The sequence below is a fragment of the Collinsella sp. AF04-24 genome (assembly GCF_003465685.1).
GTDB lineage: Bacteria > Actinomycetota > Coriobacteriia > Coriobacteriales > Coriobacteriaceae > Collinsella > Collinsella aerofaciens_AP.
Window position 1 is genome coordinate 59,644 of the sequence record NZ_QSBK01000006.1, and the last position, 21,282, is coordinate 80,925.

The following is a 21,282-nucleotide window of genomic DNA, read 5'->3' on the forward strand; positions in this document are numbered from 1 at the left end:
AGACAGTAAAGCATTAGAACCAAAAGAAGTACCGGCCCCAACCGGTACTTCTTTTTATTTACACGGTGGTGTGAATATTTCGATGCGCAATGAACAGCACGTCCCCAGCTGATGAATTTTGACATCCAGCCACTCCAACCATGTATCCTAAGTTCCGAGGGCTTTGGTATTTGGTCGATCGCGAGTTCCGCACGAGCCGGAGGCCACTTAATGTGGCCTCCGTGCGAGCCAGGACTGTAGAGCAGGCGACCAAATACCAAAGCCCTCGGAACGACGGGATAGAACAGGAGCGCATATGGCAGGCAAGCCGCAAACATTAGCTACGACCTCGGCATTCGAGATCTTGGGCCCCGTCATGGTCGGCCCAAGTTCATCGCACACCGCCGGCGCCCTGCGCTGCGCCCAAGTTGCCGCCAGCCTGTTGGAAGGCCGCATCACCAAGGTCACCTTTGGCCTGTGGAACTCCTTTGCCCACACCTACCGCGGCCACGGCACCGATCGTGCACTCGTCGCGGGCATCCTAGGCCTCGACACCGATGATGAAAACATCAAGCAGGCCTTCGACCTCGCACGCGAGCAGGGCCTCGAATATCACTTTGAAATTAAGGGCGACGACGCCTCCATCCACCCCAACACCGTCGACATCGACATGGTCGACGACACGGGCGCCACGGCACAGGTCCGCGGTGAAAGCCTGGGCGGCGGCAAGATGCGCATCAGCCGCATTAACGGCGTCGGCGTCGACATCTCGGGCATGTACTCCACGCTCTTCGTGGCGCACCAGGATGTTCCCGGCGTGCTCGCCGCGCTCACGAACCTGCTCGCTTACGTACACGTGAACATCGCCTTCTGCCGCACCTACCGCACTGAGGTGGGCGGCCAGGCCTACTCCGTCTTTGAGACCGACGGCGCGCCCGACGACACCGTCGTCCCTATGCTGCGCAAGCTCGACAATGTCGATTACGCGACCTTTATCGAGCTCCCCGGCTCTGCCTCGTCGCTCTCTCCCGGCGTCTCAGCAAAGGAAATCTTTGACGACGGCGAGCAGCTGCTCGATGCGTGCGAGAAACGGGGACTCAGCATCGGCGCCGTCATGGCCCTGCGCGAGGCGCGTCTGACCGACGAGGCCCACGCCGTCGCCGCCATGCACCGCGTGCTCGACGTCATGCGCGAGGAGACCACGGCCCCCATCGTCAATCCGCAGCGCTCGCTCGGCGGGCTTATCGGCGGCGAGGCAAAGCTTGTCGATGCCACCGGCAGCAACGACCTGAGCTCCAATTTAATGGGCGCCGTCCAGACTGACGCCGTGGCCCGCGCCATGGCCGTGCTCGAGCGCTCGGCCACCATGGGCGTGATCGTCGCCGCCCCCACGGCGGGCTCCGCAGGCGTCGTGCCCGGCTGCGTGCTGGCGCTCGCCGACCACCTGCAGCTCGACGACGAACAGGTCATGGACGCGCTCTACTGCGCAGCCGCCATCGGCCTCAACCTCACCACGAGCGCCTGCGTTGCCGGCGCCGAGGGCGGATGCCAGGCGGAGGTGGGAAGCGCCGCCGCCATGGCTGCCGCCGCGCTGGTGCAGATGCTCGACGGCACGCCCGAGCAGGCGCTCGACGCCAGTTCCATCGCGCTGAGTAACCTGCTGGGCCTCGTTTGTGACCCCGTCGGAGGCCTCGTGGAGGTGCCCTGCCAAAACCGCAATGCCATCGGCGTGGCAGCGGCCTTTAGCTCGGCACAACTCGCCCTCGCCGGCATTAAGAGCCTGGTGCCGTTTGACCAGATGGCATATGTCATGCTCTCAGTGGGCCACGCGTTGCCGGCCACGCTGCGCGAGACGGCAAAGGGCGGCATCGCGCAGGCTCCGGCCGCACTTTCGGCCTGCGCAAAATGCGGTGTGTGCGGATAGCGACAAAGAACGACTCGAAGGTGGGACAAATGTCCCACCTCTTTTGAATGCCACCGTTTCCGTACCACAAACAGCAGGGCAATCGCTATAATGCAAGCCCAGTAAAAACACGATGAGCCGCAAGGCGAAATTCGAAGGATATGCATACGATGTCGCAAAACGATCGAACTCAACTGATTCCCGATCCGCAGCAGCCGAGCAGGCACACCGGTGGCGTTCAGTCGCCGCGTCCTATCGCGCCGAGTCACGGTCAGCAGCGTGGTGCGGCAAACGCTTCCCAACGCCCGAACCAGCAACGTCAGCAGCGCCAGGCAAACGGCAATGCGCCCAAGCAGCCCCCCACGCACGGTCGAGGCGATCGCGGCCCCGCGCGCAAACCCACCGGGAACAATAAGTCGGGCAAAAAGACGACGCTCTTTGTCGTCCTGGGTCTTATCGTCATTGTCTATATCGTAGGCGTCGTAGCGTTTTCCCAGCTAGCCTACCCCAACACCACCATCGCCGGCGTCGACGTCTCGTTCTCCAACGCTTCGTCTGCCGCCACCAAGGTCAACTCGGCATGGAAGCACTATAAGCTCACCGTGACAGGCGATGACTTTAGCTGGACGTATCAGCCCGAGTCCGATGAGCCCATCGTCGACGGCGAAGCTGCCGCAAAAGAGATCATCAGCCACAACGAAGCCTTTGTATGGCCGGTCCGCCTTGTGGAATCCTTAAGCGGAAAGACCAAAACAACCGCTACCTCCAACGAAGTCGATCTTGATCAAGACGTCGACCTGTCCATGCTCTCCGACACTTTTGACCAAAAGAAGTTTGAGGAGGATCTGGGCGCCGCCATCGACGAGTTTAACGAGAGGCGTTCGGGCACGTTCGAGGCCAATAGCTCCTATGACGAGCAGGCCGGCAAGTTTACCGTCGAGAAGGCGCGCTACAACGAAAAACTCGACCGCGAGCATGTCATTAAGTATGCCGAGCTCGAGCTTGCCTCGCTGTCCGAGACCGTAGACCTTTCCAAGCTCGGCAACGATGCCTATGAGCCGCTCAATGGAACGCTGACCGATGATCAGATTCAGGCCGCATGCGATGCCGCCAACAACTTCCTGGGCGTCAACGTGACCCTCAAGCTCAACGGCGAGGATGCCGGCAAGGTTGATGGCAGCTCCGTGTTGCAGTGGATCAGCTTTGCCGATCCGGCCAACCCCACACTCGATACGTCGCAGATCAGCAGCTGGGCAGCCGAGCTCGCCAACGGCTTCAATACCGTGGGCTCCACTCGCTGGTGGACGCGCGCCGATGGCAAGCAATGCGCCGTCGAAGGCGGCGACTTTGGTTGGTCCATCGACAGCAGCTCGCTCGCCAAGCAGGTCGAGGACGCCATTAACAACAAGCAGACCGGCGAAATCGAGATCAAGTACTCCCAGAAGGCCGACACCTTTACTGCAAAGGGAGAGCCCGACTGGAAGGCATACGTCGATGTCGATCTGTCCGAGCAGCACGCGCGCTACTACGACGAGAGCGGCAATATCGTGTGGGAGGCCAACTTTATCTCCGGCAAGCCGGGAGAGGACGCCACCCCCGAGGGCGTATGGCAGATCAACAGCAACAATGGCGCCAGCAAGCTCATCGGTGCCAAGGACCCTGAGACCGGCAAGCCAAAATACGAGAGCCCGGTCAGCTATTGGATGCCGTTTGAGGGAAACATGGTCGGTTTCCACGATGCAACGTGGCAAAACGACAAGAGTTTCGACGATCCCAACTCCTACAAGTGGTGCGGCAGCCACGGATGCATCAACCTTCGCCTGGCCGACGCCAAGGCGCTGCACGATTGCATCAAAGTCGGCCTGTGCGTGGTTGTCCACTCGTAGTGCAACGCGCACATTCATACAACGTGGAACTGCTGCGACCAATCTAACAATTCCGAAAGATACCGTCCTATGCGCCTGCCCCAACCGGCGGGCGCATATACTTATCAAGGTTCTTTCTATAAAGGAGACGCTATGCCGAATGTCCCCAACATCACCCCGGGCCCGGATGATACCGAGCACACGCCCGAAGGTGCCACCGAAACGCTTCCTCTGATCACAGACGTACATGCCGACAAGGAGAGCGGACGCACGAACGATACGGTCGAGATTTCCGATGAAGAGGCATATGCCAAGCTCAAGGCAAAACGTGCCGAACGTCGACGCAAAAAGCTGATTCGACGCGGCATTGCCGCCGGCATCGTGGGTGTCATCGCGCTCATTGCTATTGTCGCAACCCTGGTTATCAATGCGCAGCCACAGGGCGATAGCGGGCCTGCGACCGACATGGTGACTGAGGGCACGTTTAGCACAACGGTCGAGGCAAAAGGCCAGCTCAAACCCATTTCGTCCTCAGTGGTCTCCCCTTCTGTCGACGGCACGGTCGATTCGATCAACGTGCAGGCAGGCCAATCCGTCAACGAGGGCGACGTGCTTATGACCATTAAAAACGACGAGCTCGATCGCAACGTTGCCGAGGCGCAGCGTGCAGTTGCAGCCGCTCAAGAAGACCTCGCCAACGCGCAGAAAGCCGCAGCTGCCGCGCAGGCCAACCCAACGACGGACGTCGACGGAGGTTCCGCAGCGGCTGGCATCTCCGCCGCATCAGCGGACACGAACGCCGTATCGGCCGCGCAGCGCAGCCTCACATCGGCCCAGGCAAACCTCGATCAGGCGAACGCCAAGGCCGCCAGCCGTACGGTCACGGCCCCGAGCTCGGGCAACATCGTGGAGCTCAACGCCAAGGTGGGCGCCACGGTAACAGGCGGCATGATCATGGGCGAAAGCGATACGAGCGGCGGCAAGCAGTGCATGCAGATCGCCGACCTGTCCAAGATGAAGGTGACGGTTCAGGTGGGCGAAAAGGATATCGCCAAAATTGCCGTGGGCCAAAGCGCCAACGTGACCTATCCCGCGTTTCCCGATATCGTGAGCCAGGGCACCGTCACGGCTATCGCCTCGGTGGCAAACTCCGACTCCTCCTCCGGGAGCGGCGGCAGTGTGACCTTTAACGTCGACATCCTCATCGAAGCACCTGACAGTCGCCTTAAGCCGGGTATGACTGCCGAGGTCTCAGTAGTGACCGAGAAGCTCGACGACGTAGTGATGGTGCCGACCATGGCGCTGATGACCGAAGATGGCGAGCACTATTACGTCAATCTGGCCACCGATTCGGAGGGCAAAAAGACGCGCCGCGTGAAGGTGACCGTCGTGACGCAAAACGACAACGAGGCTGTAGTCGGTAAGACGCAGGTCAAGCGCGACGACCAAGGCAACGAGATCAACCCAGACGTCCCGGTTACCAAACTTCGCGACGGCGACACCATCGTGACGGATACCGGCACAGGCATGACGGCAGACGGCGGCGACAACATGCCTGCCGACGAGGGCAAGTAATGCGTCCCGTCATCGACATTCGCAACGTGCATCGCATCTTTGAGAGCGAAGCGGGTTGCGCCCATATCTTGCACAACGTGAGCCTGGCAGTAGATCCCGGTGAGTTCGTTGCCATCACCGGCCCCTCGGGCTCAGGCAAGTCGACGCTCATGAACATCCTGGGCTGCCTGGACAAACCGACGGCGGGCGATTACTTCCTGCAAGGGCTCAACGTCGCTGAGCTCGACGATGACGAGCTCACCGAGGTGCGAGCGCTGAGCATCGGCTTTGTCTTTCAGAGCTTTAATCTGCTGCCGCGCCTGACGGTGATCGAAAACGTCATGCTGCCGCTGTCCTACACCAATGTGCCGCGCAGCCAGCGCGAGATGCGCGCCGTACACGCGCTGCGGGCCGTCACGCTTCCGGTCGACCATTGGGACCATCGTATATCGGAGCTGTCGGGCGGACAGATGCAGCGCGTCGCCATCGCGCGCGCCCTTGTCAACGATCCACCCATCATTTTGGCCGACGAGCCGACGGGCAACCTGGACTCCGCCACGGGAGCGCTCGTCATGGAAACCTTCCACAAGCTCCAGGAGCGCGGCAAAACCATCGTGCTTATCACACACGACCCCGGCATCGCCGCCGAGGCCGACCGTGCCGTGACCATCCGCGACGGTCGCATTCACGACGGCGCGTATATTCCGCATGCACCGCGGACCCTACGCAGCGCCGTAGATAGCCTGCCCATGATTTCCGCCTCCGCCAACCCGCCGAAAGGAGTGATGGCATGAGCGCCCGCGATCTTATCCAGGAAGCCCTTCACTCGCTCGAGGCCAACAAGGGGCGCAGCCTGCTCACCATCCTGGGCATTGTCATCGGCATCGCCTCGGTCATTGCCATGACTTCGCTCATCGGCGGCATCCAAAACAGCTTGGTCAACAGCCTGGGCCTCAACGCAGCTCGCATGGTTCAGATCTATTCGTCCCAAGAACTCTCTGATTCTGACGTCCAGAAGCTTAAAAAACTGGTGCCGCAGATAGAACAGATCGGCATTGTCAAAAGCGCGTATACCGAGTACAAGACCGGCGATAAAAGCTATACCGTCATGGCACAGGGTGTCGATAGCGACATACTCGACGCCGTGGGTGCCAGTAAGCTCGTTGCGGGGCGCACCTACACCGATGTCGAGTCAAAGGCAGGCTCGCGCGTGGCGCTCATCAGCCGCGGCGGCGCCGATCAGCTTTACGGCAACGAACAGGATGCGCTGGGAAAAACCATCAAAGTGTCCAACGGCGAGGTGCAGATTGTAGGCGTGATTGATGGCGGCAGCGACTCCATGGGCTCGCTCACTTTGTATATGCCACGCGAAACCATCTCCGGCCTATTTGGCGACGAGAATCCTTCATTCCCCAGCGTGACGGCACTTGCCGCCGAGGGCACGGACATGGATGAGCTCTGCAAGACCATCGAGTCCAAGGTGCGCGCGATGAAGGGCATCGCGGAGGATGATGAGTACGACAGTGTATCGGCGACCTCCATGAAAAGCGCTATCGACTCCCTCAATTCCTTTATGGGCGCCTTCTCGCTCATCATGGGTGCTGTCGCCAGTATCTCGCTGCTTGTCGGCGGTATCGGTATTATGAACATGATGCTCACCAACGTGACTGAGCGCATCCGCGAGATCGGCATCCGTCGCGCTCTGGGCGCCAGTCGTCGCGATATCACCGCGCAGTTTTTGGCCGAGTCCTCGGCGCTGTGCGTCACCGGTGGCCTGCTGGGTGTCCTGATAGGCTATCTGCTGGCCTGGGGCCTCGCGATGTTTGCCTCCGGATCCGGGATTCTTGGCGAGCTCGGTGCCAGCGGGCAAATCACCCCGAGTTTTTCAATCGCCACGGTGCTGCTGGCCTTCGCCGTCTCCGTCGGCATCGGCGTAATCTTTGGCTTCTACCCCGCTCGACGCGCGGCAAAGCTCGACCCGGTGGAGTGCCTACGCTACCAGTAAGCCACCACCAACAAGTTGCGGTGAATTAGGGACTGAATATGCTATCTAGCAGCAAAAACAGACACTATTTCACCGCAACTCATTGAAGGGCTGTTTGCGCCAGTTCCGGGCGTCGTCCTCGAGCTACTGGCGGATGACGGGCTTGTACGGGTCGAGCTTGCTCGGGGCGATCCTCCTCGCGGGCGGGAGGGCGCGCTAGGCGCGGCGAGCGCCTAGCGCGCGAACTCCCGTAAGAGCGCATCTTCCACTTCCCGAAGCGAAAGGGTCCCGCCTCCCTCGGCGGGACGGGTGACCACGATACAGCGCGCTCCCACGGCGCGCGCTGCGGCGAGCTTCTCGGCCGTGCCGCCTACGGTTCCCGAGTCCTTGATCACAAGCCACTGGGCGCCCACCTGCCGAAGCATCGCCTCGTTGAGCTCGCGGGTGAAGGGCCCCTGCATGCCGATGACATGCGACGGCGAAAACCCCGCGTCGATGCACTTCGTTATAGCACCGGGCAGCGGGAGCACACGCACGAAGAAGCGCTCCGCGAAATCGGCGACGCGCGTGTAGGGGGCAAGCTCCTTGCTCCCCGTCGTGAGAAGAACGCGACCCGGGTTCTCGGAGAGAAAGCGCGCCGCGCAGGCAATCGACGCGACCGGCACGATGCCTTTGGGCAGCGCCTCGACCGGGCGCGCAAGGCGCAGGCATCGTGCACCCACGGCGAGCGAAGCGGCCCGGATGTTGTCGCTTGCGAGCGTAGCGAAGGGGTGCGTGGCGTCGACGACGATGCGCGCGCCGGAAAGCTCGCGCTCCATGTCGGCATCGTCGAGCCTGCCCGCATGCACCTCGATGCCCGGAAGCTCACCCAAAAGCTCGCCTCCGTACTCGGTTGCCGCGTAGGCACGGGCGGGGATGCCCGCCCCGCTCGCCCATTCGCACAGAAGGCGGCCCTCGGTGGTGCCGGCGAAGATGCGCAGCGCCGGCACGGATGCGGGGGCCGTCACTTCGCGCCACCCGTGCGCGTGATCTGGTAGAGCAGCGCGTTCATAATGGCGGCCGCCACGGTCGAGCCGCCCTTGCGACCCCTCGCGACGATGGCCGGCACGCGTCGCGCAAGTAACTCCTCTTTCGCCTCGACCACGTTCACAAACCCGACCGGCACCCCAACGATGAGCGCGGGCGCGATCTTCCCCGCGTCCATGAGCTCGGCGAGGCGCAGAAGTGCTGTGGGAGCGTTGCCGACGGCCACGATGAGCGGACCCTCGATGCCGCTAGCTTTGTCCATGCTCGCAACGGCGCGAGTCGTGCCCGTGGCGCGCGCAGCCGCGGCGACATCGGGGTCGGCCATGTAGCACACGGCCTTGCAGCCGAGCTTCTCGAGCGCGGGCTTGCTTATGCCTGCGAGCGCCATGTTCGTGTCGGTGAGCACCGTGGCCCCTGCGCGCAGTGCGTCGAGCGCACAGTGCGCGGCGTCATGGGTGAACACGAGGGAATCGGCGTACGAGAAGTCGGCAGTGGTGTGGATGACGCGCTTCACGACGGGCTCTTCGAGCGGCGGGAACGTGCGGCCGCCAAGCTCTTCGGTGATGATCTCGAAGCTGCGCCGCTCGATGTCGCCGGGCGCCATCTCCTTGGAATCCATCTAGTACTCCACTCCTTCCCTTGCACATATCCCCTGCTCGTAGGGATGTTTCTCGCACCGCATCTCGGTTATGTAGTCGGCCTTCTCCACGATCTTGCGGGAAGGCGCGCGCCCGGTGAGCGCTACTTCGACGCCGCGCGCGGACATATCGAGCGCGCGGTCCACGAGCGCCTCGTCGACAAGCCCCTTCGAAAGCGCGTCGAGCGCCTCGTCGAGCACGAGCAGTCCCTCTTGCGCGCCCTCGAGCTCGGCGAGCGCAGAAGCGAGGTTCCCATCGTGCAGCTCGCACGTCGCGGCAAGTTCTTCCGACGTCATCGACCAGGTAAACTTGTCCGACACCTTCCCCGCGAACACGGGCACGCCGAAATGCTCGGCGAGCAGGCGCACCTCCCCGCTTTCGCCGTCTTTCAGGAACTGCACGACGACGACGCGGCGGCCTGCAGCGAGCATGCGAAGGGCGAGGCCCATCGCCGCCGTGGTCTTGCCTTTGCCGTCGCCATGATACACGTGGATCATACGCCCTCCTCGATAATGCGGTAGACATACTCCATGTCGAGCGCCCCGCGCACGACGTCGGCCAGGCGGTCAAACTCGCGCGCACGGTGATCGGCCGCGGACGCCGCGCCCGCAGCACCCACGACGCTCTCGGGCAGGCCGCGCATGCGCGCGAGCGAGCGCGCGAGGGCGAGCGCAACCCCCGGTTCGTCGAACAGGCCGTGGAGATAGGTTCCGAACACGTTTCCGCAGGCCGCGCCTTCTGGTTTGCCGCCAATTGTGCCCGCAGGGGCGCAGGAGACGGTCGTTTCGCCGTCGTGAATCTCGTACCCGCGCGCCGTCATGCCGTTCCACGCCGAGAACGCGCCTTGGGCGCCCGTGATGCGCAGCTCCGACTGGGCGAGGCGCTTTTCCTCCTTGAACACCGTACTTGCAGGGATGAGCCCGAGCCCGCGCGCGGTGCCAGCGCCTTCCCTGCCGTGCGGGTCGGAAAGCTCGTCTCCCAAAAGCTGGTAGCCTCCGCATATGCCGAGCACCGGCGTGCCCGCGCCCGAAAGCGCGCGTACACAGGCTCCGATGCCGCTAGCCGCAAGCCAGCGCGCGTCGTCGAGCGTAGTCTTCGAGCCGGGAAGCACCACCAGGTCGGGTCGGCCCAGATCGGTCGTCGAGGAAACGTAGCGCACGCCCACGCCGGGCACGCGCGAAAGCGGGTCGAAGTCGGTGAAATTCGACAAATGCGGAAGGCGCACGACGGCGACGTCGATGACGCCGCGCGCCTCGCGGGCAGATAGGCGCGGCGCGAGCGAGTCCTCGTCGTCAAGGTCGAGCGTAAGATACGGCACGACACCCACGACGGGAACTCCGCACATCTTCTCGAGCGGGGCCAAACCCGGGCGCAGGATTTCCACATCGCCGCGGAACTTGTTTACCACAAGCCCCCGCAAAAGCGCGCGGTCCTCGGGCGCAAGGAGCGCGACCGTGCCGTAGAGCTGGGCAAATACCCCGCCCGGGTCGATGTCGCCCGCAAGCAGCACGGGGGAGGACACGGCGCGCGCGAGCCCCATGTTGACGATGTCATTTTCGGCAAGGTTGATTTCGGCGGGGCTGCCGGCGCCCTCGATGACGATGACGTCGTTTTCCTCCGCGAGCGAATCGAACGCCTCCAAAATCTGCGGCATGAGCGCCTTCTTTCGCGCGAAGTAGTCCCTCGCAGCGAAGGCTCCCTGCGCCTTGCCGGCCACGATGAGCTGGCTTCGGTGGCCGCTTTCAGGCTTGAGCAGGATGGGGTTCATGCGCACGTCGGGCGGGATGCCGCACGCCTCGGCCTGCATGATCTGGGCGCGCCCCATCTCGAGCCCGTCGGCCGTGACACCGCTGTTGAGTGCCATGTTCTGGCTCTTGAAGGGAGTCACGCGCAGGCCGTCCTGCGAAAGCACGCGGCACAGCCCCGCCGCAAGCAGGCTCTTCCCCGCGTTCGACATGGTGCCCTGGATCATGATGGGCTTGGCCCTACCCACGGGTATCGACCTCCTTCGCCAAGCCTCGGCCATCCGCGCCCGCCATAGCGCCGCCGCAAGAAGCGCCGCCCCGTTCGTCGGGTTCGCCTTCGCCCGATGCACCTTCCGCCCGAAGCGCGCGGCTGAACGCCATCGCAAGCCGGGCGTTCTCCCTGTGCGTGCGCACCGCGACGCGGCACCAGAAACGGGACAGTACCGAAAACGAGTCGCACGTGCGGACCAAAACACCCTGATTATACAGGCGCTCGGGGATGTCTTTCGCCGGCGTGCGGACTAAAAGGAAGTTCGTATCCGACGGCACGACGGAAAGCCCGAGCGAGGAGAGCTCGTGGGAAAGCCACGCTCGCTCGCCCGCCAATACGTCGCGCGTGCGCGAGACGTATTCAACGTCTTCCAGGGCGGCGATGCCCGCGGCCTCGGCGACCGAGGAGACGGGCCACGCCTGCCCCGCCCGGCGAATCCCCTCGATGAGTTGGGCGTTTCCGCTGATCAGATATCCCAGCCGCAACCCCGCCATTCCGTAGAGCTTGGTGAACGCGGAGAGCACGGCCACATGGCGCGAACACGCGGCGCGTGCGGCCACGCTCCTTTCGCGGGCGTCGGGCGCAAATCCGAGGAAGCACTCGTCCACGACAAGCAGCGCGCCCACCTGCTCGCAGCGGCAAGCCGCGGCCTCGATCACGCTGGGGTCGACGAGGCGCCCCGTCGGGTTGTTCGGATTGCAGAGGTACGCCACGTCTCCCGGCCCCTCGATCGCGCGGGCGAAGGAGGCGGGCACGTCGAAGTCGTCCGCTTCAGAGAGCGGGAACTCCTGCACGCATGCGCCGTAGTACGATGCCGCCTCAGCATATTCAGAGAACGTCGGCGCGCACACGACGATGCGTTTCGGGCGCACCGCCGCTGCGAGCCGCCAGATGATGTCGGACGCGCCCGCGCCGCAGACGATAGTATCTTCGGGAATGCCCTGGTCGCGCGCTAGCGCGCGAACGAGGGCGAGGCTTTCCCTATCGGGGTAGGCGTCGATTCGAGAAAGCGCCTTGCAAGCTGCGGCGACGGCGCGCGGCGAGGGGCCTGCCGGATTCACGTTCACCGAGAAGTCAATGAGGTCGGAGGCACCCCCTTCGCAAGCGATGCCGAGCGATTGCGCGCTGCCCCCATGCGTGCGGGCGCGCAGGATTCCCCCGGCAGCCCGGGGCGCGGCGTGGTCTTTCCTCATGCCATCGCCCCCACGGCGAGTACGACCGCCGCACGCGCGGCGCCGAAGACGACGAGCGCGCATACGGACGCGGCGAGCATGAGCCTTGTCGCCCGGGCGATGTCGCCCCACTCGATTTCGCGGGACGCGTCGCCTATCGTCGGTTTCTCAACGAGCTTACCGAAATACACCGCGGGTCCTGCCAGGCGCAGTCCGAGCGCACCCGCGCACGCCGACTCGGTCTGCGCCGCGTTCGGGCTCGCATGGCGACGCCTGTCGCGGCGCCAGATGCGCGCCGCCCCGCGCGCGTCGAGCCCGACGATCGGGCACACGGCGATCATGAACAGGGCCGATAACCGCGAGGGAATCCAGTTCACCGCATCGTCGAGGCGCGCCGAGGCGCAGCCGAAGTCGATGTAGCGCTCGTTTTTGTAGCCCACCATGCTGTCGAGCGTGTTCACCGCCTTGTACGCCATGCCCAAGGGCGCACCCCCAATCATAAGGTAGAAAAGCGGCGCGATGACACCGTCGCTCGCGTTCTCCGCCACCGTTTCCACGGCGGCGCGCGCGACACCCTGCTCGTCGAGAACAGACGTGTCACGTCCCACGATGAGCCCGACGGCTTCGCGCGCCGCGACAAGTCCGCCCTTCGAGAACGCGCGGGCAACGGCCAGGCTCTGGCGGCGCAGCTCGCATGCCGCGAGAATCTGATAGCTCGCCCATGCCTCGGCCACGAAGCGCAAGCCGGAGTGAACCATGCCGCAAAGATGCAGGATTCCCCAGGTCAAAAGCCCACACGCAAGCGGAAGCGCCACGGCGAGCACAAGCCCTGCGGCGCGCGTACCCGCGGACGTTTGCGGGAATGCGCGCCGCAGGCGGCCTTCGGCCCACGTGATCGCGCGCCCCATGGCGACGACGGGATGGGGAAGCCAGCGCGGGTCGCCGAAGGCAAGGTCGGCCGCGAACCCGGCGGCGATGGCAAGAATCGTCATCACCGGGCATCGCCCCCCGAAGCGGGGCGAACGTCGCGAAGGCAGCGCCCATCCCAAGTGGCGGCCCATGCGCCGCCCGGCTCGGTATGCACGTCGAAGTATCCCATTTTCGGGACAGCTAGCTCGGAGAGCAGCGCTTTCACGGTACCCGCGTGAACGACGAAGACGGCGCGCCCGCTCCCCTGGGCGCGCTCCGATTTGCACGCCTCCCGAAACGCCGCGACGACGCGGCGGGTGAAATCGCTCTTGTCCTCGCCATGCGGGCAGCGCGTCTCGCACCAGGAGTCTACCCAGGCGCGATAGCGCGCATCCTCTTTAAGCTCGGCGGCGCTTCGCCCCTCGAAGTCGCCGAAATCCATCTCGCGCAGACCGGGGCACGCCATAAGCTCCGCATTCGGGAAGAGGATGCGCGCCGTCTGGTCGGTGCGGACCATGCCGCTCGTGATAACACGGAACACGTCACGATCGCACGCGAGGTCGCGCAAAGCGCGCTCGCCCGCAATCGACAGGGGCTCGTCGGTGCCCGCCCCGCTGTAGCGATGGTCTTCCGTGCCCGCCGTGGCACCATGGCGCACGAAGACGACTTCCAAAGGCGCACCCGCGCCCTGCGTCCCTCGAGGCGCATCGGCAAGGTTTCCTTTGATGACCTGGGGAATCCCGCACGTCATGCGCACGACGACGTCGGCGCGCGCAGCGAGCGCGCATCCCAGGCGCCCCGCGCGCTCGCGCCATTGGGCGTCTTCCGCACGCATGGGGACGACCCCCGAGCCGACCAAGGGCAGAATCACTGCGTCGAAGCCGATCAGCCGCTCGAGCGCCCGGTCAGAGTCGAGCGCGCGTACGAGTTCCTCAGCACGGTATGCGACGCGGCCGGCAAAAGCCGCGGGCACGCCGCCCTCCGCAAGCTGCGCCGCGTCGACGAAATCGTCCGCCGCGAACCCGAGCTTTTCACGCACGAAGGTCCTCTTCCCCGAATGCGCGCCACCTACCACGAGCATCATAGGAGCATGCCCCCCGCCACCAGCATGGCAAGCATCGCGAGCTCGGCCCATTGCAGAAACCATCCGGCCAAATCCCCCGTCACCCCGCCGAAGCGGGACAGGGCAACATGGCGGTACCACGCGAGCGCCAAAAGCCCCGCCACCGCCATAAGGGCGCCGACAGCCTGAGCGCACGCGACCATCCCTGCAGCCGAAGCCGCAGCGAAAGCGCAAAGCGGCACGACGATCGCCGCGCGCTTCTTCGCAGGCGAGAGCCCCGCGGCCATGCCGTCCGCCCGCGCGGCAGGCCAGCATTCAACGGCGAGTCCCGAAAGCGCGCGGGAGAACACGAGCGAGCACAGAAGCGCGAGGAACGCCCCCGCCGTAAGCGGCAGCGCGGTGAACAGGGAAAACTGCAGAATAAGGTACACAACAACACCGATGACCCCGAAGGCGCCCGCCCGCGGGTCGTGCATGATCTCGAGCTTTCGCTCGCGCGGGGCCCAACTTGCAAGCGCATCGGAGGTGTCGCAGAGCCCGTCTAGGTGGATGCCTCCCGTCACCGCAACAGGCAGCGCCACGAGCACGGCCGCGACGATGGTCGCGGGCACGCCGAGCAGGTTCGCAACGTGTCCCCACGCCGTCATGAGGAACCCTTCCGCAAGGCCCACCAGGGGAAACGCGGCAAGCGCATGGGTTGACCCGAAATCGGTCCAGGCCGATTTCGGGACGGGGATGCGCGAGAACGTTCCGAACGCCGCGCCGATTGCCTCTGCTATCTTCACCTTGTAGGTCCTTCACCTTTCATCCACACGGGAATCCCGCATACCACTTCGACTGCGCGGTCGGCCAGCGCCGCCACGCCCGCGTTCACGCGCGCGAGCGCGCGCCTCCATGCCTCGGTCCCCTCATCGTAGCGCATCTCATCGGCGAACACGTCGACGGTGACCACCACCGTATACGCAGCGGCCTGAGCGAGCCGTTCGATGCCTCCGAGCACCTCGCGCGCCGCAGCGTCGGGGTCACGTGGGGACAAGCCGCCTTCCGCGAAAAGCTCGTTCGCAACCAGGTTGCCCACGTCCTCCAAAAGAAGCGTGCAGCCGCGCGGAAGCCCGGGCACTGCGGCGCCCACGTCACGCGTGCGCTCGAGGGTGGAAAACCCCTTGCCCTCGCGCAGCGCCCGATGGCGCGCGATGCGGCGGGCGCCCTCTTCCCCGAAGGGCTCCATCGTTGCCAGGTACACGCGGGGGCCGTCGTGCCCGAGGCACAGGGACTCGGCGTAGGCGCTCTTGCCGCTCGTGGCGGCGCCGATGACGAGCGTCACCGTCATTTCCCGGCCTCGAAATGCTCGTAAGCAGCCATGCCAGTCGCCGTGAACGTCTTCCCATCCCGGTACACGCGCAGCGCCGAATCCAGAAGGGGCAGATACGCCATGGCGCCCGCGCCCTCGCCCAAGTGCATGCCTGCGTCGAGGGGTGCCTTTATGCCGAGCTCGCGAAGGAGCTCCCGGCTTGCGGGTTCACTTGATGCGTGGGTGCCCACGAGGTAGCCCAAGGCGTTGGGGCACAGGCGCGCCGCGCACAGAGCCGCCGTGCAGGATATGACCCCGTCGAGGAGCGCCGGCGCCTTCGAGGCCGCGGCCCCCAGGTAGAAGCCGCAAATCGCCGCGATGTCGAAGCCGCCCACCTTCGAGAGCACGTCGATCGGGTCGGCGGGATCGGGCAAGTTCGCGTCGATAGCGCGCTCGACCACGTCGCGCTTGCGCGCGAGCGAGGCGTCCGAGAGCCCCGCGCCGCGCCCGACGAGGCTCCGCGCGTCCGCCCGGATGAGCACTGCGGCCACCGCCGCCGAGGTGGTCGTGTTGCCGATGCCCATCTCGCCCGCGGCGAGAAGGCGCACGCCGGCGCGGGCAAGCCCGCACGCGACGGCGATTCCGACCTCGATCGCGCGCACGGCCCCATCTCGAGACATAGCGGAGCCGTGCGCGATGTTGCCGCTCCCCCGCCGCACGTTCGCGCGCACCATGCGCGCGTCTTCTATGCCCCGGGCCATACCCACGTCGACGGGCACGACCTCGGCACCCGCGAACGCCGCCATGCGGCAGGCGCTCGTGGCCCCCTCGCACATGTTACGCGCGACGGCTCGCGTCACGTCTTGCCCGCTTTGCGACACGCCTTCGGCAACAACCCCGTTGTCGGAGAAGAATACCGCGAGCGCACGGGGAAACTCGGCCACCTCGGCGCTCCCCTGAGCTGCGGCGATACACGCGACGGCGTCTTCAAAGTCGCCCAATCCCCCCAAGGGGTGCGCGATGGAGTCCCACGCGGCGTACGCGGCGGCGCGGGCGCACTCGTCTGCGGGCTCGATCCGGGAGAGCGTGGCTTCGAGCACGGCGCCCGGCGCCGACGAGAACGCGCGCTCGACTTCCTCGCGGATGCAGGCAAGCGCGGTTTCGGTTGCTTCAGCCATGCCGTCTCCTCTCTGCAAACGACGCCGCGGCAGACGCGAACGCGCGCGCAACGTCGGGGTTCGCAGGATAGTACACATGCGGGAAGCCCGCAACCAGGGACGGGGTGGTCGACATGCACGGCCAGCCCTTGTCGCGCCGGGGCTTCTGCGCCCAAAAGTCGCCGCCCGGGCAGGTGGACTGCCAGTAGTGGAACTCGTGCGCGCGGATGCGTGTGCCGCGCGGCCCGTAGAGCCCGTCGCGTTGGGAAGTGAGCTCCACGTACCCGAAATGGGACAGCCTTCCCCCGTTCTCGCTTGCGCCCTCAAGGGCGCCCGCAACAGGCCAGCGCCGCCCCTCGCTATCGGCGATTTCGCGCTGCAGGTACAGAAACCCACCGCATTCGGCGACCGTCGGCATGCCGGATTCCACCGCGCGCCGCACCGCCTCGCGCATCGGCGCGTTCTCGGAGAGCTGCCGCGCATGGAGCTCCGGGTAGCCGCCCCCCAGATAGAGGGCGCTTGTCCCCCGGGGCAACTCGCTATCACACAGGGGGCTGAAAAAGGCCAGCTCGCAACCAAGGTCCTCGAGCGCGTGCAGGTTCTCCTCGTAGTAGAACGAGAACGCCTCGTCACGCGCGACGCCGACGATGGGCCGCGCTCCCGCGATCGGCTCCAACCGGTAAGGTTCCTCGCGGATATCGGGGGCCGTCGCAGCTATTTCGAGCAAGCGGTCGACGTCGACGCTCTTTTCCACCAGCTCGGCCATCTTGTCGATGCGCGCGGAGAGCTGCTCGACCTCGTCGGCGGTCACAAGCCCCAGATGCCGGCTTTCGAGCGAGAACGTCTCGTCGGCGGGGATATTCCCCAAAACCGCGACGCCCGTGTGCTTCTCGATCGCAGGCGCCGCGTAGGCGCAGGCAGCGGCGCTCGTCCTGTTCAGCACGACGCCGCGCACGTTCGCACAAGGCAGGAACTCGGCGATGCCGCGGATTACGGCGGCGAGCGATAAAGACGCCCCGCGCCCGTTCACCACTAAAACGACCGGCGTTTCCGTGTCGCGCGCAACCTGGTAGCTGCTCGCTTCGGCCACGCCGGGCGCCATGCCGTCGTAGAAGCCCATGACCCCCTCGAGCACCGCGACATCCGCACCCGCGGCGCCGCGTGCGAGCAGGGCGCGCAGCGTCGGGGCGTCAGCGAAGAAGCCGTCTAAGTTGCCCGAGCGCGCACCCACGACGCGGCGGTGAAAGAGCGGGTCAATGTAGTCGGGGCCACATTTGAAGGCCGCGCATGCAAGGCCGCGACGCGCGAGCGCGCGCAGGAGCGCGCACGTGACGACCGTCTTGCCGCTCCCGCTCGAGGGCGCAGCGACCATGAAGCGCGGGATGGACGTGCTCACCGGGCACCGCCTTCCCCGCCTGCGGCGTTGCAGTTAGCAAGCGAGACCACCTCAACGGATGGTTTCCCCTCGGTAGAGGGGTCCTCCCCGACAGGCGACTCAACAAGCGCCCCGACATCGGCAAGCTCCTCGGCATCCGCGCCCGTACCACGCGCGCTGACGAGGAACACGGGGTTTTGTGCCTTCATAAGATGGTGCGAGCCTACAGCCTCGGCGCGGGCGGCCGACACCTGGCAGGCCTCGAACCCCTTAAAGCGCGAACCCGAGAGGAGCGCGCACGCCTCGGTGAGCGTCTCAACGGTTACGCATGGGACGCACAGGCGAACCTGCGAGTTCTTCTCGAGCGCCGCCTCCACGATGGAGGGAAGCTCGCCCGCGCTCCCGCCGACGAACACGGCGTCGGGGACGGGCAGTTTCGCGAGCGCTTCGGGGGCAACACCGGGGACCGCATGCACGTTGCCGCACCCGAATGCATCCGCGTTCTCTCGGATGAGCCGCACGCCGGCCGCGTTGCGCTCGACCGCCCATACCGACCCCGCTCGCGCGACGAGCGCCGCCTCGATCGACACGCTCCCCGTGCCGGCGCCGACATCCCACACGGTGTCGGTCGCGGTAAGGCGCAGCTTCGCGAGCGCGACGGCGCGCACCTCCTGCTTGGTCATGGGAACGTCGCCGCGGATGAAGAGCTCGTCGGGAATGCCCGAGGAAGCGTACGGCCAGCGGGAGCTCGCGGCGCGGGATGCGCCCGCAGAGTCCGCCGCGAAAGAAGCCGCCGCGGGCGCAGACGCGCCGGCCGGCGCCTCGGAGGCTGCGCTAGAGCCCGCAGGCGACCCGGCGCAGCCTGCGAACTCGATAAGCATCACGTTCAAGTCGTCGAACGTCTGACCTGCGATTTCACTTGCGGTCGCGCAGGTGATGCGCTCGTCGGGGTACGACAGGCGCTCGGCCACCGTCACGCGCGCGTCCGCGAAGCCCGCCTGCACAAGCTCGCCCGAAAGCCGCGAGGGGTCTTCCCCGCCCGAAGTGGCGAGGAAGAGCTCACCTGCGCGCTCGGCCTCGGCCACGATGTCGCACGCCACGCCGTGAGCGCTCGCGAAGCGCCAATCCTGCCATGGACGCGCGAGGCGCGCGGCGAGATACGACGCTGAGCTTATGCCGGGAATGACGCGCACGTCCACCCGCGCGTCGCCGGAGAGCGCCTCCACCAGGCGGCGCGCGCCGCTGAACAGCCCCACATCGCCCGTCATCACGACCACGGCGCGCTGCCACGACGCCGCATCGGTGAGCGCGGCGACGATGTCCGCCGTCTTCACGAGCTCGCATCTCACCACGTCGGGCGGCACGTCGATGCCGACAAGCGCGCGATGAGCGCCGATGACCACGTCGGCGATGTCGATCGCGTCGAGCGCCGCTCGCGAGAGCAAGTCGGGGTTTCCGGGCCCCGCCCCGATGATCGTTACCTTTCGCATGGAATCTCCCGATACCCGCGCGGCGTGACCATACGGCCGCCTACGCGCTTCGTGTCCGCGTTGCCGACGAACACGGTGGTGAACATGTCGGCGTCGAACTCCCCCAGCTCGGAGAGCCTGCACATGCCCGACTGCTGCCCCTCGCGCCCGACGTTGCGTACCCAGCCGCAGAGCGTGTCGGGGGCCTTCCATTCGAGCATAATCTTCGCCGCACGCGAGAGCCTGTCGGCGCGCTTTCTGCTGCGCGGGTTGTACAAACAGATGCAGAAGTCGGCGCTCGCCACGGCAGCGAGCCTGCGCTCGATGACCTCCCACGGCGTGAGCAGGTCGGAGAGCGACACGACCGCGAAGTCGTGGGCAAGCGGGGCGCCGAGCACCGCCGACCCGCTCTGAGCCGCGGTGGCCCCGGCGATAACTTCCACGTCTACATCGGGGTAGTCCTCCGCAAGCTCCAGCACGGGGCTCGCCATGCCGTACACGCCCGCGTCACCGCTGCACACGAGCGCCACGGCTTCTCCGCTCTGCGCGCGCGAAAGCGCCAGGCGGCACCGTTCGACCTCGTGCATCATCGGCGTCGCGAGATGCGCCGCGTCGGGCACGGCGGCGAGCGCGAGCTCCACGTATTTCGTGTACCCCACAACGATGTCGGCCGCCTCGAGCGCGCGCCGAGCCGCAATCGTCATGCCGTCGGGGCCGCCCGGGCCGATCCCCACCACGAAGAGCTTTCCCATCACCGCTCCTTATACGAAAGTTCGATAGTTACCTTGGAAAACGCGACGGTCACGCCGCCGTGAGCGAGCTTCGGGAAGATAAGTTTGCCCCCGCCCGCGAGCGCCGCGCGCTCGCACACATTGTCGACCCCCACCGTCGCACGCACGAAATCAGATGGCGAAACGCTGCCTTCGACCTGCGACAACTCCTCTGCGGAATACGTCGCAAGCGGAATCTTGCGCGCGCGGCAGAAGGCGAGCAGACCCTCCTCGTGCGCCTTCACGTCGATCGTCGCCGCCTCGCGCACGGCCGAAGGCGAGATACCCGCCTGCCCGCACGCGAGAAGAAACGCCTCCCCGATCGCTTCGGCGCACGCACCGCGACGGCACCCTATGCCCGCAACGATGCAGGGCACGACAAGGCAAAGCGGCTCGGGCGCAGGCGCCTGCGCCCGCACGCCCGCCGGCTTCCCCGCCTCACCGGCGGGCACGACATCGCCCGTCGTCTCCGCTGCGCGAACGGACGCACCTGCATTCGCGCCAGCGAACGGCGACACGACGATATCGGCCCGAGCGCGGTCGGACGCAATGTCAACCCCCTCAGGCGGCTGTCCCGAAATCGGCATGTCGGAATAGAGCGCCACGCGCCCGCCCGAAAGCAGCCGCGCCGACACTCGCTTGATGGCCTCGGGATTCGAAACGGCGAGCCCCGCACAGCGCGCCCACGTATCCACCGCCCACACGCCGCGGACGTCGGTCGCCGTGGTGATGACGGGGATGGCCCCTGCCGCGCGTGCCACAGTTTGCGCAAGCTCGTTCGCACCGCCCAAATGCCCCGACAAAAGCGGGACGGCAAAGCGCCCCGCCTCGTCGATCGCCACAACCGCGGAATCGCTTGCCTTCGAGGCGACATGCGGCGCGATCGCCCGCACGGCGATGCCCGCCGCGCCCACGAACAGAAGCGCGTCCGACGCTTCCCACGCGAGCGCCGTCCATGCGCGCAGGTCGGCCTTCCCCTCGCCGAACCCGCGCGAAACGGAAACGTCCCAGCCAGGGTCATCTTCACCTGTCTGCGCGCAATCGGAAAGCGCGCGTGCGGTGCGCTCCGCCAACGCATACCCCCTCTCAGTGAACGCTATGCAGGAAACCC

Annotated in this window: 19 protein-coding genes; 5 read left to right on the forward strand and 14 right to left on the reverse strand. The window is 65.8% G+C overall.

Annotated features, from left to right (window positions below; all coding sequences use genetic code 11):
- Window positions 1-295 precede the first annotated feature (295 nt).
- The 5 genes from sdaAA to DWV32_RS03530 all read left to right on the forward strand — a co-directional run bounded on the left by sdaAA (window position 296) and on the right by DWV32_RS03530 (window position 7,306).
- The gene (gene sdaAA, locus DWV32_RS03510) at window positions 296-1,903 is read left to right on the forward strand and encodes an L-serine ammonia-lyase, iron-sulfur-dependent, subunit alpha (RefSeq protein ID WP_117757215.1); all 1,608 of its coding nucleotides are present in this window, start codon (window positions 296-298) and stop codon (window positions 1,901-1,903) included.
- Window positions 1,904-2,052: 149 nt separating this feature from the next.
- Window positions 2,053-3,768, forward strand: a complete 1,716-nt coding sequence (locus tag DWV32_RS03515) for a L,D-transpeptidase (protein WP_158566044.1) — start codon at window positions 2,053-2,055, stop codon at window positions 3,766-3,768.
- Between the two features lie 132 nt (window positions 3,769-3,900).
- On the forward strand, window positions 3,901-5,322 hold the full coding sequence (locus DWV32_RS03520; RefSeq protein ID WP_158566046.1) for an efflux RND transporter periplasmic adaptor subunit: 1,422 nt from the start codon (window positions 3,901-3,903) through the stop codon (window positions 5,320-5,322).
- Window positions 5,322-6,095, forward strand: coding sequence for an ABC transporter ATP-binding protein (locus DWV32_RS03525; protein ID WP_117646467.1), 774 nt, complete (start codon window positions 5,322-5,324; stop codon window positions 6,093-6,095). The genes DWV32_RS03520 and DWV32_RS03525 overlap by 1 nt, the downstream gene beginning before the upstream one ends.
- On the forward strand, window positions 6,092-7,306 hold the full coding sequence (locus DWV32_RS03530) for an ABC transporter permease (RefSeq protein ID WP_117646466.1): 1,215 nt from the start codon (window positions 6,092-6,094) through the stop codon (window positions 7,304-7,306). The genes DWV32_RS03525 and DWV32_RS03530 overlap by 4 nt, the downstream gene beginning before the upstream one ends.
- A gap of 212 nt (window positions 7,307-7,518) precedes the next feature.
- Here the strand turns inward: DWV32_RS03530 and cobK are convergent, their stop codons facing one another.
- The 14 genes from cobK to DWV32_RS03595 are packed head-to-tail and all read right to left on the reverse strand — an operon-like array spanning window position 7,519 to window position 21,244.
- Window positions 7,519-8,292, reverse strand: coding sequence for a precorrin-6A reductase (gene cobK, locus DWV32_RS03535; RefSeq protein ID WP_117646465.1), 774 nt, complete (start codon window positions 8,290-8,292; stop codon window positions 7,519-7,521).
- On the reverse strand, window positions 8,289-8,930 hold the full coding sequence (locus tag DWV32_RS10285; RefSeq protein ID WP_117646464.1) for a precorrin-8X methylmutase: 642 nt from the start codon (window positions 8,928-8,930) through the stop codon (window positions 8,289-8,291). The genes cobK and DWV32_RS10285 overlap by 4 nt, the downstream gene beginning before the upstream one ends.
- Complete coding sequence (locus DWV32_RS10290; protein ID WP_117583479.1) at window positions 8,931-9,446, reverse strand: cob(I)yrinic acid a,c-diamide adenosyltransferase; 516 nt, start codon at window positions 9,444-9,446, stop codon at window positions 8,931-8,933.
- Complete coding sequence (locus tag DWV32_RS03545; RefSeq protein WP_233502355.1) at window positions 9,443-10,942, reverse strand: cobyric acid synthase; 1,500 nt, start codon at window positions 10,940-10,942, stop codon at window positions 9,443-9,445. Before DWV32_RS03545 ends, DWV32_RS10290 begins: the two co-directional genes overlap by 4 nt.
- Entirely contained in the window at window positions 10,935-12,158 is a 1,224-nt protein-coding gene (locus DWV32_RS03550; protein WP_158566048.1) for a histidinol-phosphate transaminase, read from the reverse strand. The genes DWV32_RS03545 and DWV32_RS03550 overlap by 8 nt, the downstream gene beginning before the upstream one ends.
- Window positions 12,155-13,129, reverse strand: a complete 975-nt coding sequence (gene cbiB, locus DWV32_RS03555; protein WP_117757219.1) for an adenosylcobinamide-phosphate synthase CbiB — start codon at window positions 13,127-13,129, stop codon at window positions 12,155-12,157. Before cbiB ends, DWV32_RS03550 begins: the two co-directional genes overlap by 4 nt.
- The gene (locus tag DWV32_RS03560; RefSeq protein WP_233540388.1) at window positions 13,129-14,085 is read right to left on the reverse strand and encodes a histidine phosphatase family protein; all 957 of its coding nucleotides are present in this window, start codon (window positions 14,083-14,085) and stop codon (window positions 13,129-13,131) included. The genes cbiB and DWV32_RS03560 overlap by 1 nt, the downstream gene beginning before the upstream one ends.
- Before the next feature lie 41 nt (window positions 14,086-14,126).
- Window positions 14,127-14,894 (reverse strand): adenosylcobinamide-GDP ribazoletransferase, encoded by a 768-nt coding sequence (gene cobS / locus DWV32_RS03565; protein ID WP_089571795.1) that lies wholly within the window; start codon window positions 14,892-14,894, stop codon window positions 14,127-14,129.
- The gene (locus DWV32_RS03570; RefSeq protein ID WP_117646458.1) at window positions 14,891-15,439 is read right to left on the reverse strand and encodes a bifunctional adenosylcobinamide kinase/adenosylcobinamide-phosphate guanylyltransferase; all 549 of its coding nucleotides are present in this window, start codon (window positions 15,437-15,439) and stop codon (window positions 14,891-14,893) included. The genes cobS and DWV32_RS03570 overlap by 4 nt, the downstream gene beginning before the upstream one ends.
- Window positions 15,436-16,578 carry a nicotinate-nucleotide--dimethylbenzimidazole phosphoribosyltransferase gene (locus tag DWV32_RS03575; RefSeq protein WP_117757221.1) on the reverse strand — a complete coding sequence of 381 codons (1,143 nt, stop codon included), beginning with the start codon at window positions 16,576-16,578 and terminating at the stop codon, window positions 15,436-15,438. The genes DWV32_RS03570 and DWV32_RS03575 overlap by 4 nt, the downstream gene beginning before the upstream one ends.
- Window positions 16,571-17,953, reverse strand: a complete 1,383-nt coding sequence (locus DWV32_RS03580; RefSeq protein ID WP_233502537.1) for a cobyrinate a,c-diamide synthase — start codon at window positions 17,951-17,953, stop codon at window positions 16,571-16,573. The genes DWV32_RS03575 and DWV32_RS03580 overlap by 8 nt, the downstream gene beginning before the upstream one ends.
- Window positions 17,950-19,422 (reverse strand): precorrin-6y C5,15-methyltransferase (decarboxylating) subunit CbiE, encoded by a 1,473-nt coding sequence (gene cbiE, locus DWV32_RS03585; RefSeq protein WP_117757222.1) that lies wholly within the window; start codon window positions 19,420-19,422, stop codon window positions 17,950-17,952. Before cbiE ends, DWV32_RS03580 begins: the two co-directional genes overlap by 4 nt.
- Complete coding sequence (cobJ, locus tag DWV32_RS03590) at window positions 19,410-20,153, reverse strand: precorrin-3B C(17)-methyltransferase (protein ID WP_117757223.1); 744 nt, start codon at window positions 20,151-20,153, stop codon at window positions 19,410-19,412. Before cobJ ends, cbiE begins: the two co-directional genes overlap by 13 nt.
- The gene (locus DWV32_RS03595) at window positions 20,153-21,244 is read right to left on the reverse strand and encodes a cobalt-precorrin 5A hydrolase (protein ID WP_233540389.1); all 1,092 of its coding nucleotides are present in this window, start codon (window positions 21,242-21,244) and stop codon (window positions 20,153-20,155) included. The genes cobJ and DWV32_RS03595 overlap by 1 nt, the downstream gene beginning before the upstream one ends.
- Between the last annotated feature and the right edge of the window lie 38 nt (window positions 21,245-21,282).